Source organism: Hallella absiana (assembly GCF_025457485.1).
Taxonomy (GTDB): domain Bacteria; phylum Bacteroidota; class Bacteroidia; order Bacteroidales; family Bacteroidaceae; genus Prevotella; species Prevotella absiana.
Window position 1 is genome coordinate 33,044 of the sequence record NZ_JAMXSP010000005.1, and the last position, 25,743, is coordinate 58,786.

The window sequence follows — 25,743 nt, forward strand, 5'->3', positions numbered from 1 at the left end:
TGTTTTAAAGATAAGAGACAATGCCATTAAGATTACCCGATAAGTTACCGGCCATTGATATTTTGAAGCATGAGAATATCTTCGTCATGGACGAAAGCCGCGCCCATACGCAGATGATTCGTCCGTTGAAGATCGTGATTCTCAATCTCATGCCACTGAAGGTCACTACTGAGACCGATTTGATCAGACTGCTGAGCAACACGCCGTTGCAGATTGAGATCAACTTCATGAAGTTGCGCAGCCACACGCCTAAGAACACGCCCATCGAGCACATGAAGATGTTCTACAAGGACTTCTCTGTCCTCAGCGAGCAGAAATGGGACGGCATGATCGTCACCGGTGCCCCTATCGAGCAGATGGCTTTCGAGGATGTGGAATACTGGCAGGAGATCACGGGTATCTTTGACTGGGCACGCACCCATGTCACCTCCACGCTCTATATCTGTTGGGCCGCTCAGGCTGCCCTGTACCATTTCTATCAGGTGCCCAAGCATCCGCTGGAGAAGAAGCGCTTCGGCATCTTCCCACAGACACCGCTGGATCCCTTGCTGCCCATCTTCCGTGGCTTCGACGACGTGTTTATGATGCCGCACAGCCGCCATACCGAGGTGTGGCGCAGCGACATCGACAAGGTCGACGCGCTACGCGTCATCGCTGAGGGACCGGAAAGTGGCGTGAGCATGGTCATGGCCCGCGAGGGTAGGGAGTTCTTTATCACCGGGCACCTGGAGTATGCCCCTGACACGCTCGACAAGGAATACAAGCGTGACGCGGGAAAGCGCGACGACGTGGAACTGCCGAAGAACTATTACCGCGACAACGACCCCGCTAAGGGACCGCTGGTCACCTGGCGATCGCACGCCAACCTGCTGTTCAACAACTGGATCAACTATTACGTCTATCAGGAGACGCCTTATAACATCAACGAGATTAAGTAATGCTGATGAAAGAACAACGCACACTCGAACTTCTTGCTCCCGCACGCGACCTGGCCTGCGCCATGGCTGCTGTGGATCATGGTGCCGATGCCGTCTATATCGGTGCGTCGGACTTCGGCGCCCGTGTGGCTGCCGGAAACAGTGTCGACGACATTCACCAACTCTGTGACTATGCTCACCGATATGGTGTCCGTGTGTATGTCACGGTCAACACGCTCATCTATGAGGATGAGATCGACAAGGCCTACCAGCTCATGAAGCAGTTGGCCGAGGCTAAGGTCGACGCGCTCTTGGTACAGGATATGGCTGCCATCGAGTTGGTAGCCCGTGTGCGCCGTGAACTGGGCTATGCACCGGCACTGCATGCTTCCACGCAGTGCGACACCCGGTCGGCTGGGAAGGTGCGGTGGCTGCAACAGCAAGGCTTCAGCCGGGCGGTGTTGGCTCGTGAGTTGTCATTGGATGAGATCAAGGCCATACACCAGGCAGTACCCACTGTCGAGTTGGAGGGCTTTGTCCATGGCGCGCTCTGTGTGAGCTATTCCGGTGTCTGCTACGCCTCGCAGCACTGCTTCGGCCGTTCGGCCAACCGGGGGGCTTGTGCTCAGTTTTGTCGTATGAAGTTTGATCTGCTCGACGCTGACGGGCGTACGATAGAGCACGACCGCCATCTGTTGTCGTTGAAGGATATGAACCGTCTCGATCATCTCGAGGAGCTGGCGGATGCTGGCATCTGCTCGTTCAAGATTGAAGGACGGTTGAAAACGGCTGACTATGTCAAGAACGTGGTCAGCGCCTATAGTAGGAAACTCGATGACCTCGTGCGCCGTCGGCCCGATGATTACCGCAGGGCTTCTCTCGGAAAGGTGAGCTATAGCTTCACGCCCGACTTGAAGAAGACATTCAACCGCGGCTTCACCACTTATTTCCTCCATGGCCGTCAGCCCGATATTGCCTCGTTTGACACACCGAAGGCACTGGGCGAGATGGTCGGACACGTCAAGGAGTTGCGTCGTGATTCGTTCACCGTGGCGGGTATTGCTGCTTTCGCCAATGGCGACGGACTGTGCTTCCTCAACGACGAACATGAGCTGGAAGGCTTCCGCGTCAATAGGGTAGAGGGCGGACGACTCTTTCCCTTCAAGATGCCGACACATCTGAGAAAAGGTATGACGCTCTATCGCAACCAGAACGTGGCTTTCGAAAAACTTTTAAGTGGTAAGACGGCTGACCGTCGTATTTCCGTTGCCATGGTTTATGGTTTGACACAGAATGGATTCCGTCTGAGAATGTCGGTCGTTGGAAAGTCAGCTGAGGCTAAAAATTTGCAGGCCGAGGCTTCAGTTGCCTTTGATCATCAGGCTGCCAAGCGTCCACAGGCCGACAATATCCGGCAGCAACTCGCCAAACTCGGTACAACGGCCTTCCATTGTGATCCTGCTGACATCACCATCGGGCAGGGAGCCGACGAACTTTTTATCCCTTCCAGTCTGCTCTCTGAGTTGAGGCGGGAGGCTGCAGAAAGCTTGCAGAAAAAGATCGTTGAGGCAACCGGGCAAAACCAGGTGCTGCCCACGAAGGATACGGACGGGCCGCAACAGACTGAAATGTATGGTGGAGAAAAATGTTGCAGGGAGACAGGGCAGGCTGACCACAACGTTAGCTTTGAGCAGCCGCAGGATCTCTACAATGCCTACTCCTATTTATATAATGTCGCCAATCACCTCTCCCGGCAGTTCTATGAGCGGCAGGGCGTCAAGGTGGAGGCTCCGGCCTTTGAGTTGAAGGAGCCCGGCAAAGCACTGGTGATGCAGTGCCGTCACTGTCTGCGCTATGCCCTCGGCCATTGTGTCAGGCGGGGTGGCACAGCCCCACGGTGGCGTGAGCCGCTGACGCTGCGGCTCGGTGACGGCCGTCGCTTCCGGTTGGAGTTTAGGTGTGACCTGTGTCAAATGGATATTTACGCAGAATGAAAATCTTTTGTAAGTTGCTCGTCATGCTTGCGGTGACTCTTTTGATGACGGGGTGCTATCAGTCCCATCACCGCAACCATGCTGCTTTCAAGTTCAGTGAGCGGCAGATCGACTCCTTGTCGTTCTTCTCGACGCACCACTACACCAATAACTACAACTTTGTGGTGAAGGCCGACTCGCTCTCGCTCATCAGCCAGATGCCCGAAGAGTATATCGGCGGACTGCCTACCGACTCCTTTATCGTGCGTAAGGGTGCCCACCTTGTGGTAGCCGACATACACATGGTACCGTCTGACAATGCCGACTCGGTGTGGGTGGAGTTGGCCAACGACAGTTCTGCCTTTGGCTGGGCACGCGAGTCCTACCTCTTGCCCCGCGTGATGCCCGACGACCCGATCTCGCAGTTCATCTCTGAGTTCAGCAACGACCATGTGCTCATCTTCCTTTGTGTCATTGCTGTCTTCGCGGCGGGATATGCCTTTTGGAACATTAAGCGCCACAAAGCACATATTGTACATTTCCACGATATCGACTCGTTCTATCCCACCTTGCTGTGCCTGACGGTGGCTTTTTCGGCTACGCTCTATGCCAGTTTGCAGATGTATGCACCGCAGATGTGGCAGCATTTCTACTACCATCCAACGCTCAATCCCTTCTCTGTGCCAGTGCCGCTGATGATCTTCCTCTGTTCTGTGTGGGCGATGCCGGTGATTGTGTTGGCGTGCGTCGATGATGTACGTCGGCAATTGAGCTGGGGAGAGGGGGTGCTCTACTTGGGAGGACTGGCAGCAATGTGTGCCATTGACTACATCGTCTTCAGCATCACCACGCTCCACTATGTCGGTTATCTTCTGCTCGTGGCGTATGTGGTCTTTGCCATTGACCGTTATCTCCATGTGCCACATGCCCGATATGTGTGTGGAAATTGTGGGGCAAGGCTTGATCATAAAGGAAAATGCCCTTACTGCGGAGCGATTAATGAATAATGAATGTTTATTGTCGTATGATGAGAGTTCGATGATGAATGTTCTATGAAGAATGAATAACATAAGAATATGACCAGACAAGAACGTTATCATTATATACTTGATTATTTCCGGAAGCACGAGCCACATGTGACAACAGAGTTGCAGTTCGGCTCTGCCTTCCAGCTTCTGGTGGCCACCTTGCTTTCGGCACAGTGTACCGACAAGCGCATCAATGCCGTGACACCGGCACTGTTCGCCAAGTATCCTACAGCGGAAGCCATGGCCCAGGCAGAGGTGGAGGATGTCCTGGCGTTGGTCAGCAGTGTGAGCTATCCCAATGCCAAGGCACGTCACCTCGTGGCGATGGCCCGGCAGCTCGTTGCTGACTATGGCGGTGAGGTGCCCTCTGATCCTCAGGAACTCGTGAAGTTGCAGGGGGTAGGCCGCAAGACGGCCAATGTGCTGCAGGCCGTGTGGTTTGGCAAGCCGGTGATGGCAGTCGACACGCATGTTTATCGTGTGGCGCATCGCCTGGGCCTGGTGCCGGCAACGGCCAACACACCATTGAAGGTAGAGCAATATCTTGAGAAGAGTATTCCGGTGGAGGATATTCCCTCGGCCCATCACTGGCTGTTGCTACATGGAAGGTATATCTGTCAGAGCGCGAAGCCGAAGTGCGAGAAATGCCCCTTTGACACGATCTGTCCGAAGTTGCTGAAGGGTAGTAAACTGGAATAGGCCTCACCAACACGGTAAGGAAAAAAAGAAAAAATAGAGGAAAGAACAAATGAATACCCAACTGATATTCAAATTTTTGAAGAATGTGGCCGCCAACAACAACCGGCCATGGTTTGCTGAGCATAAAGATCAGTACCTTGCCGCCAAGGCTGATTTCGAAAAGGGCGTGGAGCAGGCTATCAACGCTTTGGGAGCAATGGACGAGACGGTGGCTCATCTGACGGTGAAGGACTGTGTCTATCGCTTTTATCGCGATACGCGTTTCTCACCCGATAAGTCGCCCTATAAGCGTCATTTGGGTGCTTACATCTCTGCCCATGGTCGTAAAGGACTGCACGCGGGCTATTATATCCACTTGCAGCCGGGCCACAGTCTGATTGCCGTCGGGGCTTATTGGCTGCCGACAAACATCCTCACGTCCGTGAGAAATGAGATCATGGGAAACATAGAAGAGTGGAGACACTGTGTGGAGAACGGTGAGTTCATCCATCTCTTTGGCTATCCCAATGCCTCGGAATGGAGCGATGATGCGCCTGCGCCAAAAGGCTTCGGCATCAACTGTTTGAAGAAAGCACCGAAAGACTTCCCCAAGGACTATGAGTTCCTCTCTTATTTGAAGATGAAAGACTATTGTGCCTGGCATTGTGTACCCGATGATTTCTTCAAAGGAGAGCATTGGACAGAACAACTGGTGAAGATCGCTAAGGTCGCCAAGCCGATGATGGACTTCACCAATAATGTCATTGACGATTACGAGTAGAGGCTTCCGTGGCCTTTACTCGGAAAATTTTTACCCGATAACGCAGTAAAGACAAGATAGGACAGCTATATAATCAAATATAGGATTGCTATAAAAACAAAAAAGGAGACTCTCGCGTTGAGAGTCTCCTTTTTATATATAGTGAAGGATCAAGGCTGATTACGCTTCTGCGTTCTCCTCTGTCTCAGCCTTCTTTCTTCTTGTTGTGCGCTTCTTCTTGGGCTTCTCCTCAACAGCGGGCTCCGTCTTCACACCGGCGAGCTCCGGGTCGATGAGGATACGGCCACAGTATTCACAGACGATGATCTTCTTGTGCATCTTGATGTCCAGCTGGCGCTGTGGCGGAATCTTGTTGAAGCAGCCACCGCAGGCATCACGCTGCACATAGACAATGCCGAGACCATTGCGGGCACCTTTGCGGATACGCTTGAAGCTGGCAAGCAGACGCGGCTCGATGCGGGCCTCCAGTTCTTTGGCCTTCTCCTTGAGATCTTCCTCGGCCTCACGCGTTTCCTGCATGATGGAGTCGAGCTCGTCGCGCTTCGACTCAAGGTCCTTCTGGCGCTCGGTGAGCGTAGCCTGTGTGTTGGCGAGGTCGTTCTGACGCTCCTGTACCTTCTGGTTGGCTTCCTTGATCTTTTTGTTGCAGAGTTCGATCTCCAGTGTCTGGAACTCGATCTCCTTGGTCAGCGTGTCGTACTCACGATTGTTCTTTACCTCGTCGAGCTGAGCCTTGTAGCGGTCTACGCTGGCTTGGTTCTGCTCAATCTCATTGCGCTTCTGTGCAATGGCAGCGCGGAAGTCTTCGATCTCAGCATTGATGTGTTCCATACGTGTGTTGAGACCGGCGATCTCATCCTCAAGGTCTCGCACTTCGAGAGGAAGTTCGCCACGCAGTGCCCGCTTCTCATCGATGGCAGACAGGGTGGTCTGTAACTGATAGAGGGTGGAGAGCTTCTCCTCCACCGACAACTCTGATGGGTCTTTCTTTGCCATGATTATTATGTTTTTATAGTTCGATCAATATGTATTAATACTTGAGTCTATGTGTATCGTGAACTCGATCTATTCGTATCTATTCTATCGTTGGATCAACGTGAATTTCCGTTTGGATCTAAAAATAGATGATCGGATTGGTGTTGATCTCCGACAAAATGCAGCGGACACCGGGGCATTGCCGCGTGATGATGTCGCGGAAGATCTCCCGTGTGAACTGCTCACTTTGATAGTGGCCGATGACGACAATTTGTATGCGTTGCTCGTAGCCAAAATATTGATGGTAGTGCATCTCACCGGTCAGAAAGGCGTCGGCTCCGAGGGCAACAGCGTCCGGCAACAGGAAATCTCCGGCTCCGCCGCAGATCGCCACACGACGGATAGGGCGGCGAAGCAGTTCGTTGGCCATCACGCATTCCACGTCGAAGGTTTGTTTCAGCCGGATGATAAAGTCGTCGGCGGCAAGAGGCTCGGTCCATTCCGCAATCACGCCTTCACCGCCAGCCACGGTCCGGATCTCTCCGTCACCGGTTTTCACCTCGGTGGACTGGCGTTTGCCGAAGAATGTCGGATGTTCCAGTCCCAGCTTTTCTGCTATCTTGAAGTTCACGCCGCCCTCTGCGGCATCCATGTTGGTGTGGAGTGAGAGGATGGTAATATGCTTTTCGATGGCTTTCATCACCGTGCGCTGTACGTCATCCTCGCCGCAGAGTCTTCTGAGCTTGTGGAAGATCAGAGGATGATGCGACACGATGAGGTTGCACCCTTTGGCTACGGCTTCGTCCACCACAGCCTCGGTAACGTCAAGACACAATAAAGCCCCTGAGACATCCGCCTCTGTCAATCCCGTTTGCAGGCCGGCATTATCGTAGTCTTCCTGCAAGGGCAGAGGCGCGAACTGTTCAAGGGCATTCACCACTTTTGCTATTTTCACGCTTAATACGTTTTAGATTGCAAAGGTAGACAAATTATTTCGATCTACGTGAGCTTCCTGCTGGTATTTAAGAACAATTAATAAAAAAAGCCCCGTCTTTGCAGACGAGGCTTCTTATATTTGCTTTCTGACGCTGTATCCGTTAGCGGATGCCGTATCAGAAAAGGGGTTCTCTTTATCTACTTATTACTTCAGCAAACCGCGGTTCTCAAGAGTGAGGTTGAGCAATGTGTTGTACTTGCGATACTGCTTCTCGTTGAGAACATAGTGCATGTACTTCAGCTCCTTGGTGGCAGCCTTCTTGACGAGCTCAGCACGCTCAGAAGCCTCTGCGTTAGCGGCTTTGCGCATGTCGTTGATGAACTGGTCGTGGATGGCCTCGACAGCGTCGATCTGATCAGCACTCAGCTCCAATGTTGTAGCCAGCTTGCTGTAGTTGACAGTCATGTCGTAGTTGGCAGCAGTGCTTGCCTCGGTTACCTCAGGTGCATTCTCAGGGATGTTCTCTGTGTTTGCAAATGCCATGCTCATTGTCATCATGGCAGCCAGTGTCAATACAATCTTTTTCATCTTTTTACCTTTCTTCTTTCCCGGCTTTGTCCTGAATCTTCTTCATTGGATCTGTGTCCGGGTGTTCAACATGTTATCCTTGAAATCACTTATCTTCTTGATTTCGATGCAAAGTTACGAGAATTATCGATACCAACCAAATAATTTGTTAGCTGTGTGCGTAAACAACTGCTTATTTTGATGTAAATCAAAGATTATATTACCATTTTGAATTTTAATAGGCTTGTAACTAAGAAAAAAGCACTACCTTTGCAGGCGAACAACAAATAATCAAAAGAATAGTATTATAATGAGCGAAAACAAGAGTAACAAGTTGGTGAGCGTTTCCTATCAGCTCTACGATGTCTCTAATGGACAGAAAGTGCTTGTCGAGATGACCGAAGAGGCTAAGCCTGCTACTTTCATTAGTGGTATGGGCTTTATGTTGGAAGACTTCGAGCGGCAGGTCGTCGACCTGGCTGTTGGCGACAGTTTCAACTTTGAGTTGACGCCGGAGCAGGCTTTTGGTCCCCGCAACAACGACTTGGTGAAGAGTGTCGACAAGCATATCTTCGAGATAGATGGCAAGTTTGATTCCAAGCATGTCTATCCCGATGCCATACTGATGCTGCAAAATGAGGCAGGAGATCACTTCAACGGTCGTGTCGTGGAGGTGGGACCTGATACGGTGACCATCGACCTGAACCATCCATTGGCTGGTTGCACGCTGAACTTTGTCGGTCAGGTGCTGGCCAATCGTGAGGCCACGAAAGAAGAGATGGCACAGTTGGCCAAGGCTATGTCGGGCGAAGGTTGCGGTGGTCATTGCGATAACTGCGGCGGAGGCTGTGGAGGCCATGGTGAAGAAGGCTGTGGCGGCGGTTGTGGCGAAGGATGCGGACACTGTCATTAAGCGGTCCTTTGATGACCGGAAGCATTTTTTTCATCAGAGATCTTGCCCTGCTCCTTATATATAATAAGGTGTATACGCTCCTATATAATAAGGAGTGACCTATTATATAATAAGGAGTAAACGATCAGACAATAAGGAGGAATCTGTTAGATAGTCACGAGACACCTATTATATATAGGAGTATGGTGATATAAAACCAAAAAGAAAGAACAACAATGAGGAACACGTTTGGTAATATATTCACTTTGACGACTTTTGGTGAAAGTCATGGTGAGGCTGTAGGAGGTATTATTGACGGGATGCCGGCTGGCATAGAGGTGGACATGGATTTCATTCAGCATCAATTAGACCGGCGTCGTCCGGGGCAGAGTCAGATCACTACGCAGCGCAAAGAGCCCGACCACGTGGAGCTGCTCAGTGGTGTCTACCAGGGCAAGACGACGGGAACGCCGATTGGCTTCATGGTCCGGAACACAAATCAGCGATCTTCCGACTATAACAATATGGTGGATTTGTTTCGTCCTTCTCATGCCGATTATACCTACTACAACAAATATGGACTGCGTGATCCCCGTGGAGGCGGGCGTTCTTCTGCCCGCATCACGATCAGCCGTTGTGTCGGTGGTGCCTTGGCCATGCTGGCTTTGCAACAGTTGGGTATCACTATCCAGGCCTACACGACACAAGTCGGTGACATCAAGTTGGAAGGCGACTACACCCATTACGACCTTTCTCAGATCGATTCCAACATCGTGCGCTGTCCGGATCTGGAAAAAGCGCAGCAGATGGAGGCCTTGATCAGAGAGGTCAAAGCCGACGGCGACACCATCGGAGGAGTGATCGCCTGTGTCATCAAAGGCTGTCCTGTGGGGCTTGGCGAGCCAGAGTTTGACAAGCTGCATGCTCAGCTGGGAGCTGCAATGCTCGGTATCAATGCAGTGAAAGGCTTTGAATATGGCTTAGGCTTCGACGGCGTCAGTCAGCGCGGCAGTCAGCAAAACGATGTCTTTGTCGCTCATCATGGGCAAATTACTACGCGTACCAACAACAGTGGAGGCATCCAAGGCGGCATCTCAAATGGACAGGATATATACTTCCGCGTAGCTTTCAAACCCGTAGCTACACTATTACGCAGTCAAAATACAGTTGATGCAAACGGTTGCGCAACTGTTTTGCAAGCCAAAGGTCGTCATGATCCCTGTGTGCTACCACGTGCAGTGCCTATTGTGGAGTCAATGGCGGCGATGGTGTTGCTGGATAATTATCTGCTCAACAAGACAGTACATATCTAATACTCCTATTTGCCTTGATGACCATTTGCCTAATGCTGCCGGGAAGAAACGGCAGTGAGCCAAATGGTCATCAGCTTTTTAGTAAGAAGAGGATATAATTCTCTGACACTTAGAGGGTAAGAATAGCAGAAAAGCAAAAGACGGCAGTCATCCCACTTGGATAACTGCCGTCTTTTGGTACCTAAAAACAATCTCTACCTTTCTTGACTAATACATCAATTAACCTAACCAATCATCAAATACCTAATAACTACCTATATGAAAAACTACCTAACTAACTTGCTTATTCTTGAATAATCTATTGTTTTCTTTTTTCTGTTGCAAAGATACGATATTTCTAAATATGAAAATGAAAAAGTTATCTTTTTTTGCACAATACGCTGTGCAATCGATTTCAGTTGGCTAAAATTATAAAATATTCAAGGTTTCTTTTTGTTGATAACTGATTAATCTCTAACTTTGCAGTTAGTAATTGATATATATTATGTAACTATGAAGAAAATCAAGTTTTTCCTCTTTTCTATGCTGACAGCCTTGTTCGTGTCGGCATGTGGAACCACGCAGACCGTGCCTATCACCGGTCGCAAGCACAATCTTTTGGTCACTGACCAACAGGTTCTCAGTTTGAGTAATCAAGAGTATCAGAAATTTATGCAGTCCGCCAAGGTCTCTACGGATGCAACAAACACTGCCATGGTAAAGCGTGTCGGCCAGCGGCTGGCTACTGCTGTAGAGAGTTATTTGACCTCACACGGTGCTGCCGATGAGGTGAAGAACTTCTCTTGGTCGTTCAATCTTGTGCAGAGCAAGGAAGCCAACGCCTTCTGTATGCCTGGCGGAAAAATAGTAGTTTATGAAGGCTTGCTGCCTTATACCCAGAACGAGGCATCATTGGCCATCGTTCTCGGTCATGAGATCGCTCACGCAGTGGCTAAGCATTCTGCCGAACAGATGTCGAAGCAGATCCGTCAGCAGTATGCTACTCAGGGGGTCAACATCCTTGGCAGTGTGCTGGGAGCCGGTGATCTCACCAATGTTGCCACGAGTGTCATGCAGCAGGGCTTTTCTTTTGCCAATCTGAAGTATAGCCGTGATGATGAGAGCGAGGCTGATCACATGGGACTTGTCTTTGCTGCTATGGCTGGCTACAATCCCCAGGAGGCCATTCCTTTCTGGAAGCGCATGTCACAAGGCAATAACAATACCAATGATTTCCTGAGCGATCACCCAAGCGATGCAAAACGTATTGCGGCCTTGCAGCAGGAGATGCCTGAGGCTTTGAAATATTATCAGGCTTATCAGACTGCTCACACTACTGCCAAAAAGAGTACGACCTCTTCCAAGAGCCGCAAGTCACGTCGCCGCAAATAGAAGATTTAGTGCTATGTTGCTTGGGCAAGAAGTATAGAGAGTCTTATTCCGGATGCTCTTTTTTGAAGCCCATCGCATCGCAAACTTTCCATAGGTGCCGCGCATGTCCCGCATCCTCGCGCACGCCGGTCCCGTTCCAATAGCACCATGCCAGGTAATACATTGCCTCGGCATGGTGTTGCTTTTCTGCATATCTCAGGATACGGCACGCGTCCTCGTAGTTTTCTTCGTGCAAAAGTTTCTTGGCTCTTTGCACGGCTTCCTCGTAGGTTTCTCCTTCATGTTCTTCGTCAGTGAATCCAAAAAACTTTCTCCAAATACTTGTCATAGCCTTCTTTTTTGATGATTTATCCGTTCAGTTATTGCAAAGTTATGAATTAATCTTAAGTTGCACATAATTCTTTTAGCGAAATGTAGGGGATATCGATTTTTTTTCTTAATTTTACCTTCAGAAAACAATCTCTATGACTATGATAGATTATCTTTCTGAAAACTTATGGCTGCTATGGACGCTGGTTTGTGTCCTTGCGTTGATATTGGAAGTGTCTTCCGGTACCTTCTACTTGCTCTGCTTTGCAGTAGGAGCTGCCGGGGCTATTGTCTCCTCATTTTTCGGCATTCCTTTATGGGCACAGGTGTTGGTCTTTGTCATCTTTTCCTGTCTCTGTGTGTTCTGTGTGCGTCCGGTAGTAGTGAAATATCTGCATACCGACCGTCGTAACCGCAGAAGTAATGCCGATGCGCTTTTGGGTCGTGAGGGCGTTGTGATAGAGCCGATCACCGCGGAAAAGCCCGGGTACGTCAAAATTGATGGTGACGAGTGGCGCGCAGTGAGCAAAGATGGAAGCAACATCGACAAAGGAACTATTGTGAAAGTCGTTGCACGCGAGAGCATCGTCGTGACCGTTGAGGTTGCCGCGAAAGAAGATTAATATCAAAATCAGCTTGTGGCGATACTGCCTGATGGTGTAGGAAAATGCTATGCCTTATCCATATGGTTATGAAATATAGCAGAGATGAATGCAATCTGTTTCGCAAGAATGTGGCTTATCGCGCTGTAGTATACTATATATAATAAGGAGTAGCATGACATATATTAATGAGGAGTAGGTCCGGGCAATATTTCCGCTTGGTCTCTGCAGGCTGTTCATAATAAGTTTAACCCATAAAACAACAATAACCCTATGATTGCAACTTACGTACTGATAGGACTTATCGTCCTTGCGCTTATCTTTGCCAAGATGGCCATCGTCATCATTCCACAGAGTGAAACCAAGATTATTGAGCGACTGGGAAAGTACTATGCCACGTTGAAGCCCGGTATCAACATCATCATTCCTTTTATCGACCGTGCAAAAGTCATTTGCACGTTGGTGCGCGGACGCTATGTCTACAGCAACAACATAGACTTGCGAGAGCAGGTCTACGACTTCGACAAGCAGAATGTCATCACCAAGGACAATATCCAGATGCAGATCAATGCCTTGCTCTATTTCCAGATTGTGGATCCTTTCAAGGCTGTTTATGAGATCAACAATCTGCCCAATGCCATTGAGAAGCTCACGCAGACCACTTTACGAAACATCATTGGTGAGATGGAACTGGATCAGACGTTGACATCCCGCGACACGATCAACACCAAGTTGCGTGGTGTACTCGACGACGCTACCAACAAGTGGGGCATCAAAGTCAACCGTGTGGAGCTTCAGGATATCATTCCGCCACAGAGCGTTTTGCAGGCGATGGAAAAGCAGATGCAGGCAGAGCGTGATAAGCGAGCCACCATCCTTACCTCTGAAGGTAAGAAACAGGCCGATATTCTGCGGTCTGAAGGTGAGAAAGCGGCAACGATCAACCGCGCGGAGGCCGACAAGCAGCAGGCGATCCTTCGTGCCGAAGGTGAGGCTCAGGCTCGTGTGCGCAAGGCAGAGGCTGAGGCTGTCGCTATCGAAAAGATTACGGAAGCAGTAGGAAAGAGTACCAATCCGGCTAACTACTTATTGGCACAGAAGTACATCCAGATGATGCAGAATGTAGCGGAGGGTGACCGCACCAAGACGGTCTACCTGCCTTACGAGGCCACGAACCTGCTCGGAAGCATCGGCGGCATCAAGGAGCTCTTCACTTCCGACAAGACGAATGCCGATGCCAAAGGCAAGAAAGCAGAATAGTATCGGCGAGTCTTCCATGAATGCACTGGATATTCTTCCGTGAGTGCAATGAATATTCTTCATTGAATACAATAGAGACTGAACATCTGTTCAGGCTCTGAAAAACATAAGGGGCAGGCTATGAAATCGTAGCCTGCCCTTTTAGTCTTTATCACAGAAAGCTTTTGTTCCGCTTAGAATGCTTGGGTCATGAGCATTAAGTTCTTTTTTGAACATTGAATCTTCATGAATTAACCATGTCTTATCCATTAATTTGTTCCTATGTTACTTTGTCTTAGATGAGGGCTCTTCGCGGATGTACTTGCCATAAGTTTCGCAAAACTGTTCACCCAGAGCGAATCCTTCCTCATAGAGGGCTTCGAGTTTCTCCACGTCCTTCTCTATTCTTCTCACTTGCATGGGCTTCCGTGGCCGGATGCAGATGATACGGTCTTCGTGCTCCAAGTCCTCGATGAGTTGCAGCTGTTGGTTGTATGCCCGGATGCGATGGCTGAGTGCCAAACGCAGCCGAGGGTAGTTGCGGTAGACAAAGGGTGGTATTTTCCGGTCTTTGCCCAGTTCTCTGAATCCATAGTTACGGGTAGAGATGACCACGTTGGTGGCGTGTCCGGCTTCTATACTCCGCATCACGGGTATAGAGTCAATGATACCTCCATCGAGCAGCGGCCGCCCGTCCACCCAAACGATCTTGCTCACATAGGGCAGACTGCTGGAAGCCTTCACGATGTCGCAGGCCCGTTGCCGGTCGTGTGTCTCCTTGAGATAGACAGGATGACCCGACGCGCAGTCTGTCGCCACCATTTCGAAACCGTCGGCATGGCGGAAGTATTCGTCATAGTCAAAGGGCAACAGCTCATTAGGGAAACGGTCGTATAGCAATTCCCGGTCAAAGATGCAGCCTTGCGTGACCAGATGCTTGATGCCTATATAGTTATATCTTGTCAGATAGTCGATGTTCGAGATGCGCGCACGCCGGGGTTGGCGTGAGATATAACTCATGCCATTGCAAGCACCGGCAGACACCGCGACGACATAGCGAAACCATACCTCGTGCTTCATGAAAGCGTCCAAGACGCCACTTGTGAAGACGCCGCGCATACCGCCGCCTTCGAGCACCAATCCTGTATTCGTATCAATTTGCATAAAAACATTTAATTTTAATTGCAAAGTTACGCAATTTAAGTGAATAATTAGTAACTTTGCAATGAATATTAAATTCATTGTCTATGTATAGCAAAGAAACTTATGTCAGTCGTCGTGCTGAACTCAAAAAGCTTGTGAAGAGTGGAGTGATTATCCTCTTCGGCAACAATAATTCTCCCGCCAACTTTCCCAACAACGGATACCATCCTTTCCGTCAGGATTCATCATTCCTGTATTATTTCGGTCTGAACCGTGACGGACTCGTGGGTGTCATTGATGTGGATAATGATATTGAGACACTCATCGGCGACGACATCAGTATCGACGATATCGTATGGTATGGTTCTGTAGAAAGTGTACACGACATGGCAGAGCAGGTCGGTGTGAAGAACTCTGCGCCGATGAAGTCGCTGAAGACCATCTGCAACGATGCCATGCGTCAGAAGCGCCGCATCCATTTCCTGCCGCCTTACCGTGCAGACATAAAGATTCAGATATTCGATCTGCTCGGCATCCATCCCAATCAGCAGAAAGAGAGTGCTTCCATGGACTTGATCAAGGCTATCGTGAAGATGCGTTCTGTGAAGACTGATGAAGAAGTCGAGGAATTGGAGCGTGCCGCCGTCATTGGCTATAAGATGCACACGACAGCCATGAAGATGTGCCGCCCGGGTATCACAGAGCAAGAAATTGCCGGTGCTCTCGACGGTATCGCCAACGGACTGGGTTCTATGGTCAGTTTTGCTACCATCCTGACACAGCATGGCGAGATCATGCACGGCTCTCCCTCGATGAACAAGTTGGAGGCTGGCCGTCTGATGCTTTGCGACGCCGGTGCCGAGACGATCAACAACTATTGCTCCGACAACACCCGTACCTCTCCAGTGAGCGGTCACTACGACCAGCGTCAGCTCGAGATCTATTCCATCGTAGAGGCTTGCCACGACTACGTACTTCAGGTAGCCAAGCCTGGTGTGAAGTGGTGGGATGTTCACTTCGCCGTTTGCCGTTTGATGACCGACCGTTTGAAAGAGCTCGGTCTGATGAAAGGCGACACCGAAGAAGCTGTTCGCGCCGGTGCTCACGCCATGTTCATGTGCCATGGACTTGGCCACATGATGGGTATGGACGTGCACGATATGGAGGGCTTCGACCAGATCAATGTAGGTTTCGACGAGGAAGTTCGTCCTAACCTTGAGCAGTTTGGCACCAACTGCCTGCGCTTAGGGCGCCGCTTGCAAAAAGGCTTTGTCGTCACCGACGAGCCGGGTATCTACTTCATTCCCGCACTGATCGATGACTGGAAAGCCAGCGGCCACTGCAAGGAGTTCATCAACTTCGACAAGTTGGAGACCTATAAGGACTTCGGTGGTATCCGTATTGAGGACGATCTGCTCATCACCGATGATGGTTGCCGCTTCATAGGCAAAGATCGCATTCCTTACCATCCCAAGGATGTGGAAGCCTTCATGGCTGAGAACCGCTAATATAGAAAAGACTATAGAGAGAATTACAAGTAACAACATTAAGACAAGTCAACCAAAAGGAAAAAGATGAAGAAAACAATTGTATTGGCTTTACTTGCAGTGTTCACATTAGGTGCACACGCTGAGAAAAAAGACAGTGTTAATCCCAACAAACCGGTGTTCACTGTTGTCAAGAAGAACCCGATCACTTCCATCAAGGATCAGAACCGCTCAGGTACGTGTTGGGACTATTCCACGCTGAGCTATTTCGAGTCAGAGATTCTCAAGGCCACAGGCAAGACCTATGATCTTTGCGAGAGCTTTGTGGCCAACAAGACATATATGGACCGTGCTATCCAGGTTGTGCGCCTGCATGGCGACTGCCAGTTCTCTGAGGGTGGCAGTACCTACGACCCTCTCTATTGCCTCGAGCATTACGGCATCTGCCCGGAAAAAGCCATGCCTTTCCCCGGCAGTCTCTATGGCGACTCGCTCAACAACTTCGGTGAGTTCTTCTCTGTGATGACTCCCTACGTGCAGAGCGTTGCCAAGAGCAGCCTGAAGAAGATCTCCAGCCAGTGGAAGGTAGGATTGCAAGGCATTCTCGACGCTTATCTTGGCAAGTGCCCTGAGCAGTTCACCTACGAGGGCAAGACCTACACGCCGAAGACTTTCGCTGCTTCCCTTGGTCTTGACTGGAATAACTATGTGAGCTTCACCTCTTTCTCCCATCATCCTTTCTGGACACAGTTCGCCGTAGAGGTGCAGGACAATTGGCGCAATCCTCTGACATGGAACGTGCCTATCGACGATCTCCAGAAGATCCTCGACAATGCCATCATGAACGGCTATACGATTGCTTGGGGCGGCGACGTCAGTGAGGAAGGCTTCACCCGCAAGGGACTCGCATACAATGTCGACGAGAAGAAGCTCGAGAACATGAAGGGCAGTGACATGGCCCGTTGGCTGAAACTCACTCCTGCCAAGAAGAAAAGTATTGTAGACTCTCTCGGTGTTAACGTTCCGGAGGTCGTGCCTACACAAAAGCAGCGTCAGGAGCGCTTCGACGACTGGGAGCTCACCGACGACCACGGCATGCTGATCTTCGGTATCGCCAAGGATCAGAATGGCAAGGAGTACTACATGGTAAAGAACTCTTGGGGCAAGAGCGGCGACTATGACGGCATCTGGTATATGACCAAGAACTTCATCATCGCCAACACCATGGACTTCATGGTCAACAAAAACGGTGTGCCTAAGGACATCCGCAAGAAGTGCAACATCTGATCAATTAAGATCTTAAGTCATACCATCCGCCTTTTCACCGCAGTGTGAAGAGGCGGATTTCTGTTTTCGCCAGTCGGCTTTCTTTCATCGAGCCGCACTGCTGCTATCCTCATTTCCATCCTTCCTTATACTTTTTCTATAGTTTTTTTGCTGTTCAGCAAGAAAATTTGTATCTTTGAAGCAGAAAAAGAAATATTTAAAATGCATTTCAAATGGAAGTATGTGCCACCTACATCTGATGAACTCCGTTTGGCGGGCGAACTGAGCGAGAAACTCAACATGAGTCCCTTGCTTACCCAGCTTCTCGTCAAGCGTGGCATCACCACAGAGAGTGCAGCCAAGCAATTCTTCAAGCCTCAGTTGGCCGACCTGATCAATCCTTTCCGCATGAAGGATATGGACGCGGCGGTCGACAGACTCAATGATGCGATGGGCCGCAAAGAGCGGGTGCTCGTCTATGGTGACTATGATGTTGACGGATGCACTGCGGTGGCTTTGGTTTATAAGTTTTTACAGCAGTTCTATTCCAATATAGACTATTATATCCCTGATCGCTACGATGAGGGCTACGGCATCAGTCGCAAGGGACTGGAGTATGCCCAGCGGACAGGCGTGAAACTGGTGATCATTCTTGACTGCGGCATAAAGGCTGTCAAGGAGATCGCCTATGCCAAGTCGTTGGGTATCGACTTCATCATCTGCGACCACCATGTGCCCGATGAGGAGATGCCTCCCGCTGTGGCCATCCTCGACCCCAAGCGCGCCGACGACCCTTATCCTTTCAAGCAACTCTGTGGTTGCGGTGTGGGCTTCAAGCTTATGCAGGCTTTTGCCAAGAACAATGGCATTCCCTTCTCCCGGCTTATTCCTTTGCTGGACTTTTGTGCCGTGAGCATTGCAGCCGATATGGTACCGGTGGTTGATGAGAACCGCATTCTCGCTTTCCATGGACTGAAGATTCTCAATCAGAATCCCAGTGTGGGCCTGAAAGCCATCATCGACATCTGTGGACTCAGCGGCCGCGACATCTCCATGAGCGATATCGTCTTCAAGATCGGACCGCGTATCAATGCCTCCGGACGTATGGAGAACGGTAAGGAAAGCGTGGACCTGCTCGTGGAGAAAGACATCAACGAGGCACTGCGCAAGGCCAAGCATATCAATGAGTACAATGAGCAGCGCAAGGACATCGACAAGCACATGACCGAAGATGCCAACCAGATCGTCTCGCGTCTGGAAAGCCAGAAACATCAGTCAAGCATCGTCCTGTATGATGAGCACTGGAAAAAAGGCGTCATCGGCATTGTGGCTTCCCGACTGACAGAGATCTATTTCCGGCCAACAGTTGTTCTTACGCGTGACGGTGACCTTGCGACAGGCTCAGCCCGCTCGGTGATGGGTTTCGACATCTATTCGGCCATTAAGAGCTGCCGTGACCTGCTCATCAATTTCGGAGGGCACACCTATGCCGCCGGACTTACCTTGCGCTGGGCCGACATTCCCACATTCCGCAAGCGTTTCCAGAAATATGTCGAGGAGCATATCCAGCCCGAGCAAATCGAGGCCTATCTCAGGATCGACGCGATCATCGACTTCAAGGACATCACCAAGAAACTCTATAACGACCTCAAGCGCTTCTCGCCGTTCGGTCCGAGCAATCCCAAACCGGTGTTCTGCACGCTTGGTGTCTACGACTATGGCACGAGCAAGGTTGTAGGTCGCTCGCAGGAACATATCAAACTGGAGCTTGTCGACTCCAAGTCGGGGGTTGTGGTCAACGGCATCGCCTTTGGCCAGAGTGCGTCTGCACGCTATATCAAGTCACGGCGGTCGTTTGACATTGCCTATACCATTGAGGACAATGTCTTCAAGCGCAACCAAGTGCAGTTGCAGATCGAGGATATCCGGCCACGCAAGAGCGAGTAACTGCCTTGTGGCATAAGGGTAAATAATTGAGAGGTAAAGAGTTGGAGCTTGAACATTGGACAAGTATCGTGAAATTCTTCAGCGTTATTGGGGCTATGACGACTTTCGCGGCATTCAGCGCGACATCATAGACAGCATTGGCAGCGGACACGACACGTTGGGACTGATGCCGACGGGTGGTGGAAAGTCCATCACCTTCCAGGTACCAGCCTTGGCTGCTGATGGCGTCTGCATAGTCATCACGCCACTGATCGCCTTGATGAAAGACCAGGTCGCCCATCTTCAGGCCAACGGCATCAAGGCGGCAGCCATCTATTCCTCCATGTCGCGCAGCAAGATTGTCGCGACGTTGGAAAATGCTATCTTTGGCGGGCTGAAGTTGCTCTATGTCTCGCCCGAGCGTCTCGGCAGTCCTTTGTTTCTTCAAAAGCTCAAGCGCATTCCCGTGAGCTTCATCACGGTCGACGAGGCTCATTGTATCAGCCAGTGGGGCTACGACTTTCGTCCTTCCTATCTCAAGATTGCAGACATCCGGCAGGTCAAGCCCGGCGTACCCGTACTGGCCCTTACTGCCACGGCCACGCCGGCTGTTGTCCATGACATTATGGACCGGTTGGCTTTCAAGGACAAGCGGTTCTTCAAGATGAGTTTTGTCCGGAAGAACGTCATCTATGTGGTACGTCCCACCGTCGACAAGCAGAAAGAGCTGGTGCATATCCTCCGGCATGTTCCAGGCTGTGCCATTGTCTATGTCCGTAGCCGTGAGAAGAGCCGACTGCTGTCTACCTTCCTTTGCGAGAACGGTATTTCCTCTACATATTATCATGCCGGTCTGGAGCCTCAGGACAAAGACGAGCGGCAAGAAAAATGGACGCGCGACGAGGTGCGGGTGATGGTTGCCACCAACGCTTTTGGCATGGGCATCGACAAACCCGACGTGCGTCTGGTCGTTCATTTCGATTGTCCCGATGCCATTGAGGCCTACTTTCAGGAAGCCGGTAGGGCAGGGCGAGACGGGCAGAAATCCTATGCGGTGCTGTTGTGGGACGATCAGGCGGATCAGCGTATGATGCTCAAGCGTGTGGAGATGAACTTTCCGCCCAAGGAGAAGATTGCCGACGTGTATGAGCGTTTGGCATATTTCTATCAGGTCGGCGTTGGCAGTGGGGCTGGACACACGTTTCTTTTCAATATCGACAAGTTCTGCGCATCCTATCACCTGTCGCCTTTCATGGTGCCTTCCGCCTTGCAGCTATTGCAATATGCCGGCTACATCGATTACAATTCCGAGCCGGACAGTGTCTCGCGGGTGAGGATTCTGGTCAGCCGTGACGAACTCTATCGTCTGCGTCTGCCAGCCCAAGAGGATCTTGTCCTCACTGTCTTGTTGCGACTGTGCGATGGTATCTTTACGCGCTATGCCTTTTTTGATTTAAACGAGGTCGCAGAGCGCACGCAGTTGAGCGAGCAACAGACCTATTTGGTGTTGAAGACGATGAGTGCCAAGCACATCATCCACTTCATCCCCAACCGCCATATTCCTCAGATCACCTATCTTCAGGACCGCGTCAGCATTGAGGATGTTGTTATCCCACCTCATGTCTATGAGGACCGGAAACAGAAATACGAGCAGCGGCTCAAAGCGATGATGGACTATGTCCTCAACGATCAGGAGTGCCGTAGCCGTCAGCTGTTGGCCTATTTCGGTGAGGAGACGGAAGACGATTGCGGACAATGCGATGTCTGCGTACAGCATCGCAAGGATTATCGTCAGCGGGTGGCTGCTTTGCCACGTCAGATTCTCGACCTCCTGTCCGACGGAGATCCCCACGATCTTTCCGTTCTTCGTTCTCTCCATTTCGACAAAGACACGGTCACCGCTGCTGTTCAGTCGTTGGCTGACGACGAAAAGGTAGACATAGGAATCAACACCATCCGGTTGCACAACTCGTAACCGGATGGCGCTTTCTGTTATTTCTTCAGCAGGTCGGGACGCAAGCGTTTTGTGCGCTCCATGGCCTGATCCATTTCCCATTGTTTGATTTTAGCCTCATTGCCGCTCAGCAGGATGTCGGGCACCTTCCATCCTTTGTAGTCAGCGGGGCGTGTGTAGATCGGTGCCGCCAACAAGTCGTCCTGAAAGCAGTCCGAGAGGGCACTCTGATCATCGCTGATCACGCCGGGCACCAGTCTGACCACAGCGTCAGCGATGCAGGCTGCTGCCAGTTCGCCGCCGGTGAGCACAAAATCACCCACGCTGATCTCGCGCGTGATGAAGTGGTCGCGCACGCGCTGGTCGATGCCCTTGTAGTGTCCGCAAAGGATGATGAGGTTTTGTTGCAGCGACATGTCGTTGGCGATATGCTGGTTGAACTTCTCACCATCGGGTGTGACGTAGATCACGTCGTCGTAGTCCCGTTCTGCCTTCAGGGCTGAGATGCAGCGGTCGATGGGCTCTATCTGCATCACCATACCCGCAAAGCCGCCGTAGGGATAGTCGTCGACACGGCGCCATTTGTCGAGTGTGTAATCGCGCAGGTTGTGGAGATGGATCTCGGCCAAGCCTTTTTTCTGTGCACGTGCCAATATCGACTCGTGGACAAAGCCTTCAATCATCTCTGGCAATACGGTAATGATATCTATTCTCATGGTGTCTGTAATATGCTATGTCTGTTGTTTTTGATTCGTTGTTAGGGTTGAAATGCTGTTTCTGCCGGGCGTCATCCTTCGGTGAACCTACTGATAAACTCATCCTCGGTGATGATTGGCGTGTTGAGTTCATGGGCTTTCTTGTTCTTGCCGCTGGTGCTCGTGTTGTCGTTGTTGATCAGGAAGCTTGTCGACTTGCTGACAGATCCTGTGACTTTTCCACCTTGGCTCTCGATATACGCCTTGAGCTCAGCCCGGTTCTTATAGTGGTGCACGTCGCCCGTGATGACGAAGGTCAGGCCTTGACAAAGGTTGCCGGTGGGCGCTGTCGACGACTCTGTGACGTGGAGTTGGTCCATGAGGTCGTCGAAGTCACGCTTGTTGTCGGCATTGCGGAACCAGGCAGTGAACGATGCCGACTTTTCCGGTCCGATGCCGGGAATCATTGCCAGTTGCTCACTGCCGCCGAAGAGTCCGCCGTCGTTGGTGGCGATGTCGACCAGGGCTTTCAGGTTGTAGGCCGAGAGCAACCGCTGGCAGACATCCTTGCCACATAGTGGGATGCAAAGCGCGTAGAGCAGTTGGCGTGCCTCCACGTTGCGGGCTTTGTCGAGAGAAGCCATCAGGTTGGAGACCGACTTGGCGCCGAAGCCGTCGAGATGGGCCATCTGCTGGGCATAGTCGCCCAAGCGGAAGATGTCGCCATAGCGCGTCACCCATCCTAAGTTGATGAAGCGAGCCAGCGTCTGCTCAGAGATGCCGTCGACGTTCACGCCTTCTTTCGATACGAAGCGGGCAAACTTTTTCAGTTTCTTGGCCGCACAGGCGGGGTTGGTACAGTGTAGGGTGCGTGTGCCGCTGGCCTCACTGGTGGTCACCAAGGTGGGATGTCCGCACACGGGACATTGTCCGGGAATCTGCAACTCACCGACTTTCTCTCTGACGCTGATGACTTTCGGGATGATCTTATTGGCTTTGATGACTTCGAGTTTCGTGCCCTTGTCGCCAATGCCCAGTCGCTCGCACTCGCTGATGTTGCACAGCGAGGCCCGTTTCACCGTGGTGCCCTCGAGCTGTACTGGCCGGAAGACAGCCACGGGCGAGATCGTCGAGGCCGCACAACTCCATTCGATATGATCCAGTTCGGTCAGTGCGCTCTCGTCGGCCCATTTAAAGGCATAGCCCGCGCGTGTGGCATGGTGGCCGGTGACCGATCCAGTCTGCGCATAGTCGTTGTCGTCGTAGGCGATGACGAGTCCGTCGACGGGGTAGGGCATTGCTTCCACCTTTTGGGTCCAACGGTTGATGGCATCCTCGATATGATCCAGCGACGGTTGCTCAATGAGTTCGTGCTCCACGGGATGGAAGCCGAGTCGCTTGAGCCAGTCCATGCGTTGTCCCCAGGAAGGGATGTCGTCGTCGCAGTGTACCAAAGTGAAGGGTATCCACTGCAGATGGCGCTGGCGCACCTCGTCGATATCCTTGAGCGTGAGTGAGCCCGAGGCGAGGTTGCGTGGGTTGGCATATTCCTCGTCGCTCTCCATGTTGAACTGCTCAAAGTCGTGGTAGCTGATGACACATTCGCCACGGATGACCGTGTGGCTCTTGTAGTCGATCTTGGGCAATACACCGCTGATGGCGGAAGCCAGGTGCGTGATGTTGGTGCCGATATGTCCGTCGCCGCGTGTGACGAGTTTTGTCAGCCGCCCGTTGTCGTAGGTGGCTACCAAGGTGAGTCCGTCGAGTTTCCAGGAGAGCCAGATGGGCTTCATCTCAGCCCACTTCACCAAGTCCTCGGGCTTCTTGGTTTTTGCCAGAGAGAGAGCCGGATATTCGTGGGCTTCTTTCTGTCCTGTGAGCGTGTCGGCGGAGACGTGATGGGTAGGAGAACCCTCCAGCACAGTGCCCGTCTCCTGTTCCAGTCGGGTGAGCCGGTCGAAGAGTGCGTCCCACTCATAGTTGGTCATCAGCTCCTCGCGGCCGTTATAGTATGCGTCGGAGGCTTTGTTGAGTTGCTCAATCAAAGCCTTCATTTCTTCTGTCTTCGTCATAAGATCGTGATATGGTCGTAACCTACTTTAGTAGGCTTTCTGATTACAAAGTTAGCAAAAAAAATCGGTATGCCCGTTGTTTCGTTGTTTTTCTTGCTGTTCATCTCAATGAACCTTGTATTTCTTCGTAATAATGATTCAGAACAACTATTGCCGGTTGCTTGAACTTTATGATAGGATCGATAAAGAGCAGGTGCTCATTGTCAGATAGCACATTATCTCCATCAGCGGATACATCCGTAATTGCAATGTATTCGTTAGCATAAAAATATCTGTCTTCGATATTTAGTCCTAATCCTTTCAGTAGATAGTCATCAATATCTTTTTGGCTTGGAGTAGAGAACTTCTTTGGAAGATATTGTTGTTGGAGGATAATCCTCACGCCATCAGTATCTTCGCTAATTCCAATAAACTTATAGCTTGTCGATGGGAAAAGAATGTTATGGATCAAATGTTCATAGATGACATCTTGTGCATGGATATTTTTGATAACTGCCTTGGCGAAAGGATTGCGGATCTTGGTAATAGTGTCCCCTTCTTCATTGAGATAAACAATGCTCTCTCCGGAAGGGAGTCGCTTGCGGTCACCAAACTTACTCCATTCTAATTTGGGTATGAATAAGCCATAGTCTTTGGCTATGGAAATCAGGCGTTCCCCTTCAATCTCTTGCGCTGCAGCTCTCGTGCCTTGCTCGTAATCTCCATATCGTTGAGAGGATACCCCAGTCTCAAACACTCGAATATCGCTTCTGTCGCGATCGGCCTGTATTTTGGACTCAAGGACAACACGTATAGGTTGGCTTTCTGTCCGTTTCTTAAAGAGATGTCTGATAAGTTTTTCTCCATATCTCCACATTATATAATCTACTTTGTTTGCAAAATTAGGTTTTTTCTACGAGACTTCCAACTTTATTTGTAGCTTTTTTGCTCTCTTTTTATTTTGTCATTCCCCTCGTCTACTGTATAGATCTCAGATAAGTTGCGCTGCACTCGGGAATGCAAAATAAAAATCCATTTCATTCCTTTTTATTTTGTCATAGGTTTGCTACTTTGGAATTTTATTTTTATTTTTGCATCAGAAAGGAATAGTTATGGCTACATTGCAAGTTTCAAATACTCAGATTTCAACATTAGATGCTCTTTGGGCACTTTTCAAGAGTCAGCCCAAGGCCGTTCGCAAGGCTTTCGTGAAAAGACTAAAATCGGAAGAGACCTCAGAAGAATTAAAGGAGGATGTCGTCAAGCATATCAAGGCAGTGAGGAGCGGAAAGGAAAAGATTTATTCCTTCGACTCCTTGGAGAACGCAAAAAAATGGCTTGACGAATGAAATACAAAATCTATTTCTCCTCGTCTTTCAAGAAATCGTATAAGCTCTGCAAGAAACGTGGTTATGACATGTCGTTATTTGATGATGTATATAACCTGCTCGAAAAAAACGGTTGTCTGCCTGAGAAGTATTTGCCACATCAATTACATGGCAAATTGAAAGGTATTTGGGAATGCCATATCACGCCAGACTGGATTCTATTGTGGGATCAGAATGACAAAGAGTTGACGCTTTATCTTATGGATACAGGTACACATGCTGACCTTTATAAGAAATAGCAAGAGTCATTT

Annotated in this window: 24 protein-coding genes and 1 pseudogene; 17 read left to right on the top strand and 8 right to left on the bottom strand. The window is 50.4% G+C overall.

Annotated elements, in window-relative coordinates; translation table 11 throughout:
- Positions 1 to 20 precede the first annotated feature (20 nt).
- The 5 genes from metA (at position 21) to NG346_RS03665 (ending at position 5,377) form a co-directional block, all read left to right on the top strand.
- A complete protein-coding gene (metA, locus tag NG346_RS03645) occupies positions 21 to 938 on the top strand; it encodes a homoserine O-acetyltransferase MetA (RefSeq protein WP_262279691.1) in 918 nt (305 codons plus the stop codon).
- Positions 938 to 2,911 carry a peptidase U32 family protein gene (locus NG346_RS03650; RefSeq protein WP_262288336.1) on the top strand — a complete coding sequence of 658 codons (1,974 nt, stop codon included), beginning with the start codon at positions 938 to 940 and terminating at the stop codon, positions 2,909 to 2,911. The genes metA and NG346_RS03650 overlap by 1 nt, the downstream gene beginning before the upstream one ends.
- Entirely contained in the window at positions 2,908 to 3,897 is a 990-nt protein-coding gene (locus NG346_RS03655; RefSeq protein WP_262288337.1) for a zinc ribbon domain-containing protein, read from the top strand. The genes NG346_RS03650 and NG346_RS03655 overlap by 4 nt, the downstream gene beginning before the upstream one ends.
- A 69-nt stretch (positions 3,898 to 3,966) precedes the next feature.
- A complete protein-coding gene (gene nth / locus NG346_RS03660) occupies positions 3,967 to 4,617 on the top strand; it encodes an endonuclease III (RefSeq protein WP_262279694.1) in 651 nt (216 codons plus the stop codon).
- Between the two features lie 49 nt (positions 4,618 to 4,666).
- Positions 4,667 to 5,377 carry a DUF2461 domain-containing protein gene (locus tag NG346_RS03665; RefSeq protein ID WP_262288338.1) on the top strand — a complete coding sequence of 237 codons (711 nt, stop codon included), beginning with the start codon at positions 4,667 to 4,669 and terminating at the stop codon, positions 5,375 to 5,377.
- Between the two features lie 159 nt (positions 5,378 to 5,536).
- On the opposite strand, the gene NG346_RS03670 is transcribed toward NG346_RS03665, so the two are convergent.
- The 3 genes from NG346_RS03670 to NG346_RS03680 form a co-directional block, all read right to left on the bottom strand.
- Entirely contained in the window at positions 5,537 to 6,373 is an 837-nt protein-coding gene (locus NG346_RS03670; RefSeq protein ID WP_154532936.1) for a zinc ribbon domain-containing protein, read from the bottom strand.
- 118 nt (positions 6,374 to 6,491) lie between these two features.
- Positions 6,492 to 7,307: a Nif3-like dinuclear metal center hexameric protein gene (locus tag NG346_RS03675; protein WP_262288339.1), complete on the bottom strand. Its 816-nt coding sequence runs from the start codon at positions 7,305 to 7,307 to the stop codon at positions 6,492 to 6,494.
- Between the two features lie 186 nt (positions 7,308 to 7,493).
- Entirely contained in the window at positions 7,494 to 7,877 is a 384-nt protein-coding gene (locus NG346_RS03680) for a hypothetical protein (RefSeq protein WP_154532934.1), read from the bottom strand.
- A 289-nt stretch (positions 7,878 to 8,166) separates the two neighbouring features.
- Here NG346_RS03680 and NG346_RS03685 point away from each other — a divergent pair, with 289 nt between their 5' ends.
- The 3 genes from NG346_RS03685 (at position 8,167) to NG346_RS03695 (ending at position 11,432) form a co-directional block, all read left to right on the top strand.
- Entirely contained in the window at positions 8,167 to 8,769 is a 603-nt protein-coding gene (locus tag NG346_RS03685) for an FKBP-type peptidyl-prolyl cis-trans isomerase (protein WP_154532932.1), read from the top strand.
- 215 nt (positions 8,770 to 8,984) lie between these two features.
- A complete protein-coding gene (gene aroC, locus NG346_RS03690; protein ID WP_262288340.1) occupies positions 8,985 to 10,061 on the top strand; it encodes a chorismate synthase in 1,077 nt (358 codons plus the stop codon).
- Positions 10,062 to 10,553: 492 nt separating this feature from the next.
- Positions 10,554 to 11,432 carry a M48 family metallopeptidase gene (locus NG346_RS03695; RefSeq protein ID WP_262288341.1) on the top strand — a complete coding sequence of 293 codons (879 nt, stop codon included), beginning with the start codon at positions 10,554 to 10,556 and terminating at the stop codon, positions 11,430 to 11,432.
- Positions 11,433 to 11,475: 43 nt separating this feature from the next.
- Here the strand turns inward: NG346_RS03695 and NG346_RS03700 are convergent, their stop codons facing one another.
- Positions 11,476 to 11,760, bottom strand: coding sequence for an SEL1-like repeat protein (locus NG346_RS03700; RefSeq protein ID WP_262288342.1), 285 nt, complete (start codon positions 11,758 to 11,760; stop codon positions 11,476 to 11,478).
- 136 nt (positions 11,761 to 11,896) lie between these two features.
- On the opposite strand from NG346_RS03700, the gene NG346_RS03705 reads away from it, so the two are divergent.
- Together NG346_RS03705 and NG346_RS03710 are read left to right on the top strand one after the other, a co-directional pair.
- Positions 11,897 to 12,364 (top strand): NfeD family protein, encoded by a 468-nt coding sequence (locus NG346_RS03705; protein ID WP_317620780.1) that lies wholly within the window; start codon positions 11,897 to 11,899, stop codon positions 12,362 to 12,364.
- A 252-nt stretch (positions 12,365 to 12,616) separates the two neighbouring features.
- Positions 12,617 to 13,603: an SPFH domain-containing protein gene (locus NG346_RS03710; protein ID WP_262279699.1), complete on the top strand. Its 987-nt coding sequence runs from the start codon at positions 12,617 to 12,619 to the stop codon at positions 13,601 to 13,603.
- A 264-nt stretch (positions 13,604 to 13,867) separates the two neighbouring features.
- Here NG346_RS03710 and NG346_RS03715 read toward each other — a convergent pair whose 3' ends face one another.
- Entirely contained in the window at positions 13,868 to 14,746 is an 879-nt protein-coding gene (locus NG346_RS03715; protein WP_262288343.1) for a patatin-like phospholipase family protein, read from the bottom strand.
- An 83-nt stretch (positions 14,747 to 14,829) separates the two neighbouring features.
- Here NG346_RS03715 and NG346_RS03720 point away from each other — a divergent pair, with 83 nt between their 5' ends.
- The 5 genes and pseudogenes from NG346_RS03720 (at position 14,830) to NG346_RS14560 (ending at position 21,379) form a co-directional block, all read left to right on the top strand.
- Positions 14,830 to 16,233 carry an aminopeptidase P family protein gene (locus NG346_RS03720; protein WP_262288344.1) on the top strand — a complete coding sequence of 468 codons (1,404 nt, stop codon included), beginning with the start codon at positions 14,830 to 14,832 and terminating at the stop codon, positions 16,231 to 16,233.
- A 66-nt stretch (positions 16,234 to 16,299) separates the two neighbouring features.
- A complete protein-coding gene (locus NG346_RS03725) occupies positions 16,300 to 17,499 on the top strand; it encodes a C1 family peptidase (RefSeq protein WP_262288345.1) in 1,200 nt (399 codons plus the stop codon).
- 201 nt (positions 17,500 to 17,700) lie between these two features.
- The gene (gene recJ / locus NG346_RS03730) at positions 17,701 to 19,425 is read left to right on the top strand and encodes a single-stranded-DNA-specific exonuclease RecJ (protein WP_262288346.1); all 1,725 of its coding nucleotides are present in this window, start codon (positions 17,701 to 17,703) and stop codon (positions 19,423 to 19,425) included.
- A gap of 55 nt (positions 19,426 to 19,480) precedes the next feature.
- Positions 19,481 to 20,506 (top strand): annotated as a pseudogene (locus tag NG346_RS14555) (RecQ family ATP-dependent DNA helicase); the annotation flags it as partial.
- Positions 20,507 to 21,073: 567 nt separating this feature from the next.
- Positions 21,074 to 21,379 (top strand): RecQ family zinc-binding domain-containing protein, encoded by a 306-nt coding sequence (locus NG346_RS14560; protein ID WP_396266714.1) that lies wholly within the window; start codon positions 21,074 to 21,076, stop codon positions 21,377 to 21,379.
- Positions 21,380 to 21,396: 17 nt separating this feature from the next.
- Here NG346_RS14560 and trmD read toward each other — a convergent pair whose 3' ends face one another.
- The 3 genes from trmD to NG346_RS03750 form a co-directional block, all read right to left on the bottom strand.
- Positions 21,397 to 22,074 carry a tRNA (guanosine(37)-N1)-methyltransferase TrmD gene (trmD, locus tag NG346_RS03740; protein WP_262288348.1) on the bottom strand — a complete coding sequence of 226 codons (678 nt, stop codon included), beginning with the start codon at positions 22,072 to 22,074 and terminating at the stop codon, positions 21,397 to 21,399.
- 71 nt (positions 22,075 to 22,145) lie between these two features.
- Positions 22,146 to 24,125, bottom strand: coding sequence for an NAD-dependent DNA ligase LigA (gene ligA / locus NG346_RS03745; protein WP_262288349.1), 1,980 nt, complete (start codon positions 24,123 to 24,125; stop codon positions 22,146 to 22,148).
- Positions 24,126 to 24,225: 100 nt separating this feature from the next.
- Positions 24,226 to 24,981 carry a putative polyvalent protein kinase domain-containing protein gene (locus NG346_RS03750; RefSeq protein WP_262288350.1) on the bottom strand — a complete coding sequence of 252 codons (756 nt, stop codon included), beginning with the start codon at positions 24,979 to 24,981 and terminating at the stop codon, positions 24,226 to 24,228.
- A 235-nt stretch (positions 24,982 to 25,216) separates the two neighbouring features.
- Here NG346_RS03750 and NG346_RS03755 point away from each other — a divergent pair, with 235 nt between their 5' ends.
- Together NG346_RS03755 and NG346_RS03760 are read left to right on the top strand one after the other, a co-directional pair.
- Complete coding sequence (locus tag NG346_RS03755) at positions 25,217 to 25,453, top strand: hypothetical protein (protein WP_262279707.1); 237 nt, start codon at positions 25,217 to 25,219, stop codon at positions 25,451 to 25,453.
- Entirely contained in the window at positions 25,450 to 25,731 is a 282-nt protein-coding gene (locus NG346_RS03760) for a type II toxin-antitoxin system YafQ family toxin (RefSeq protein WP_262288351.1), read from the top strand. The genes NG346_RS03755 and NG346_RS03760 overlap by 4 nt, the downstream gene beginning before the upstream one ends.
- Positions 25,732 to 25,743 lie beyond the last annotated feature (12 nt).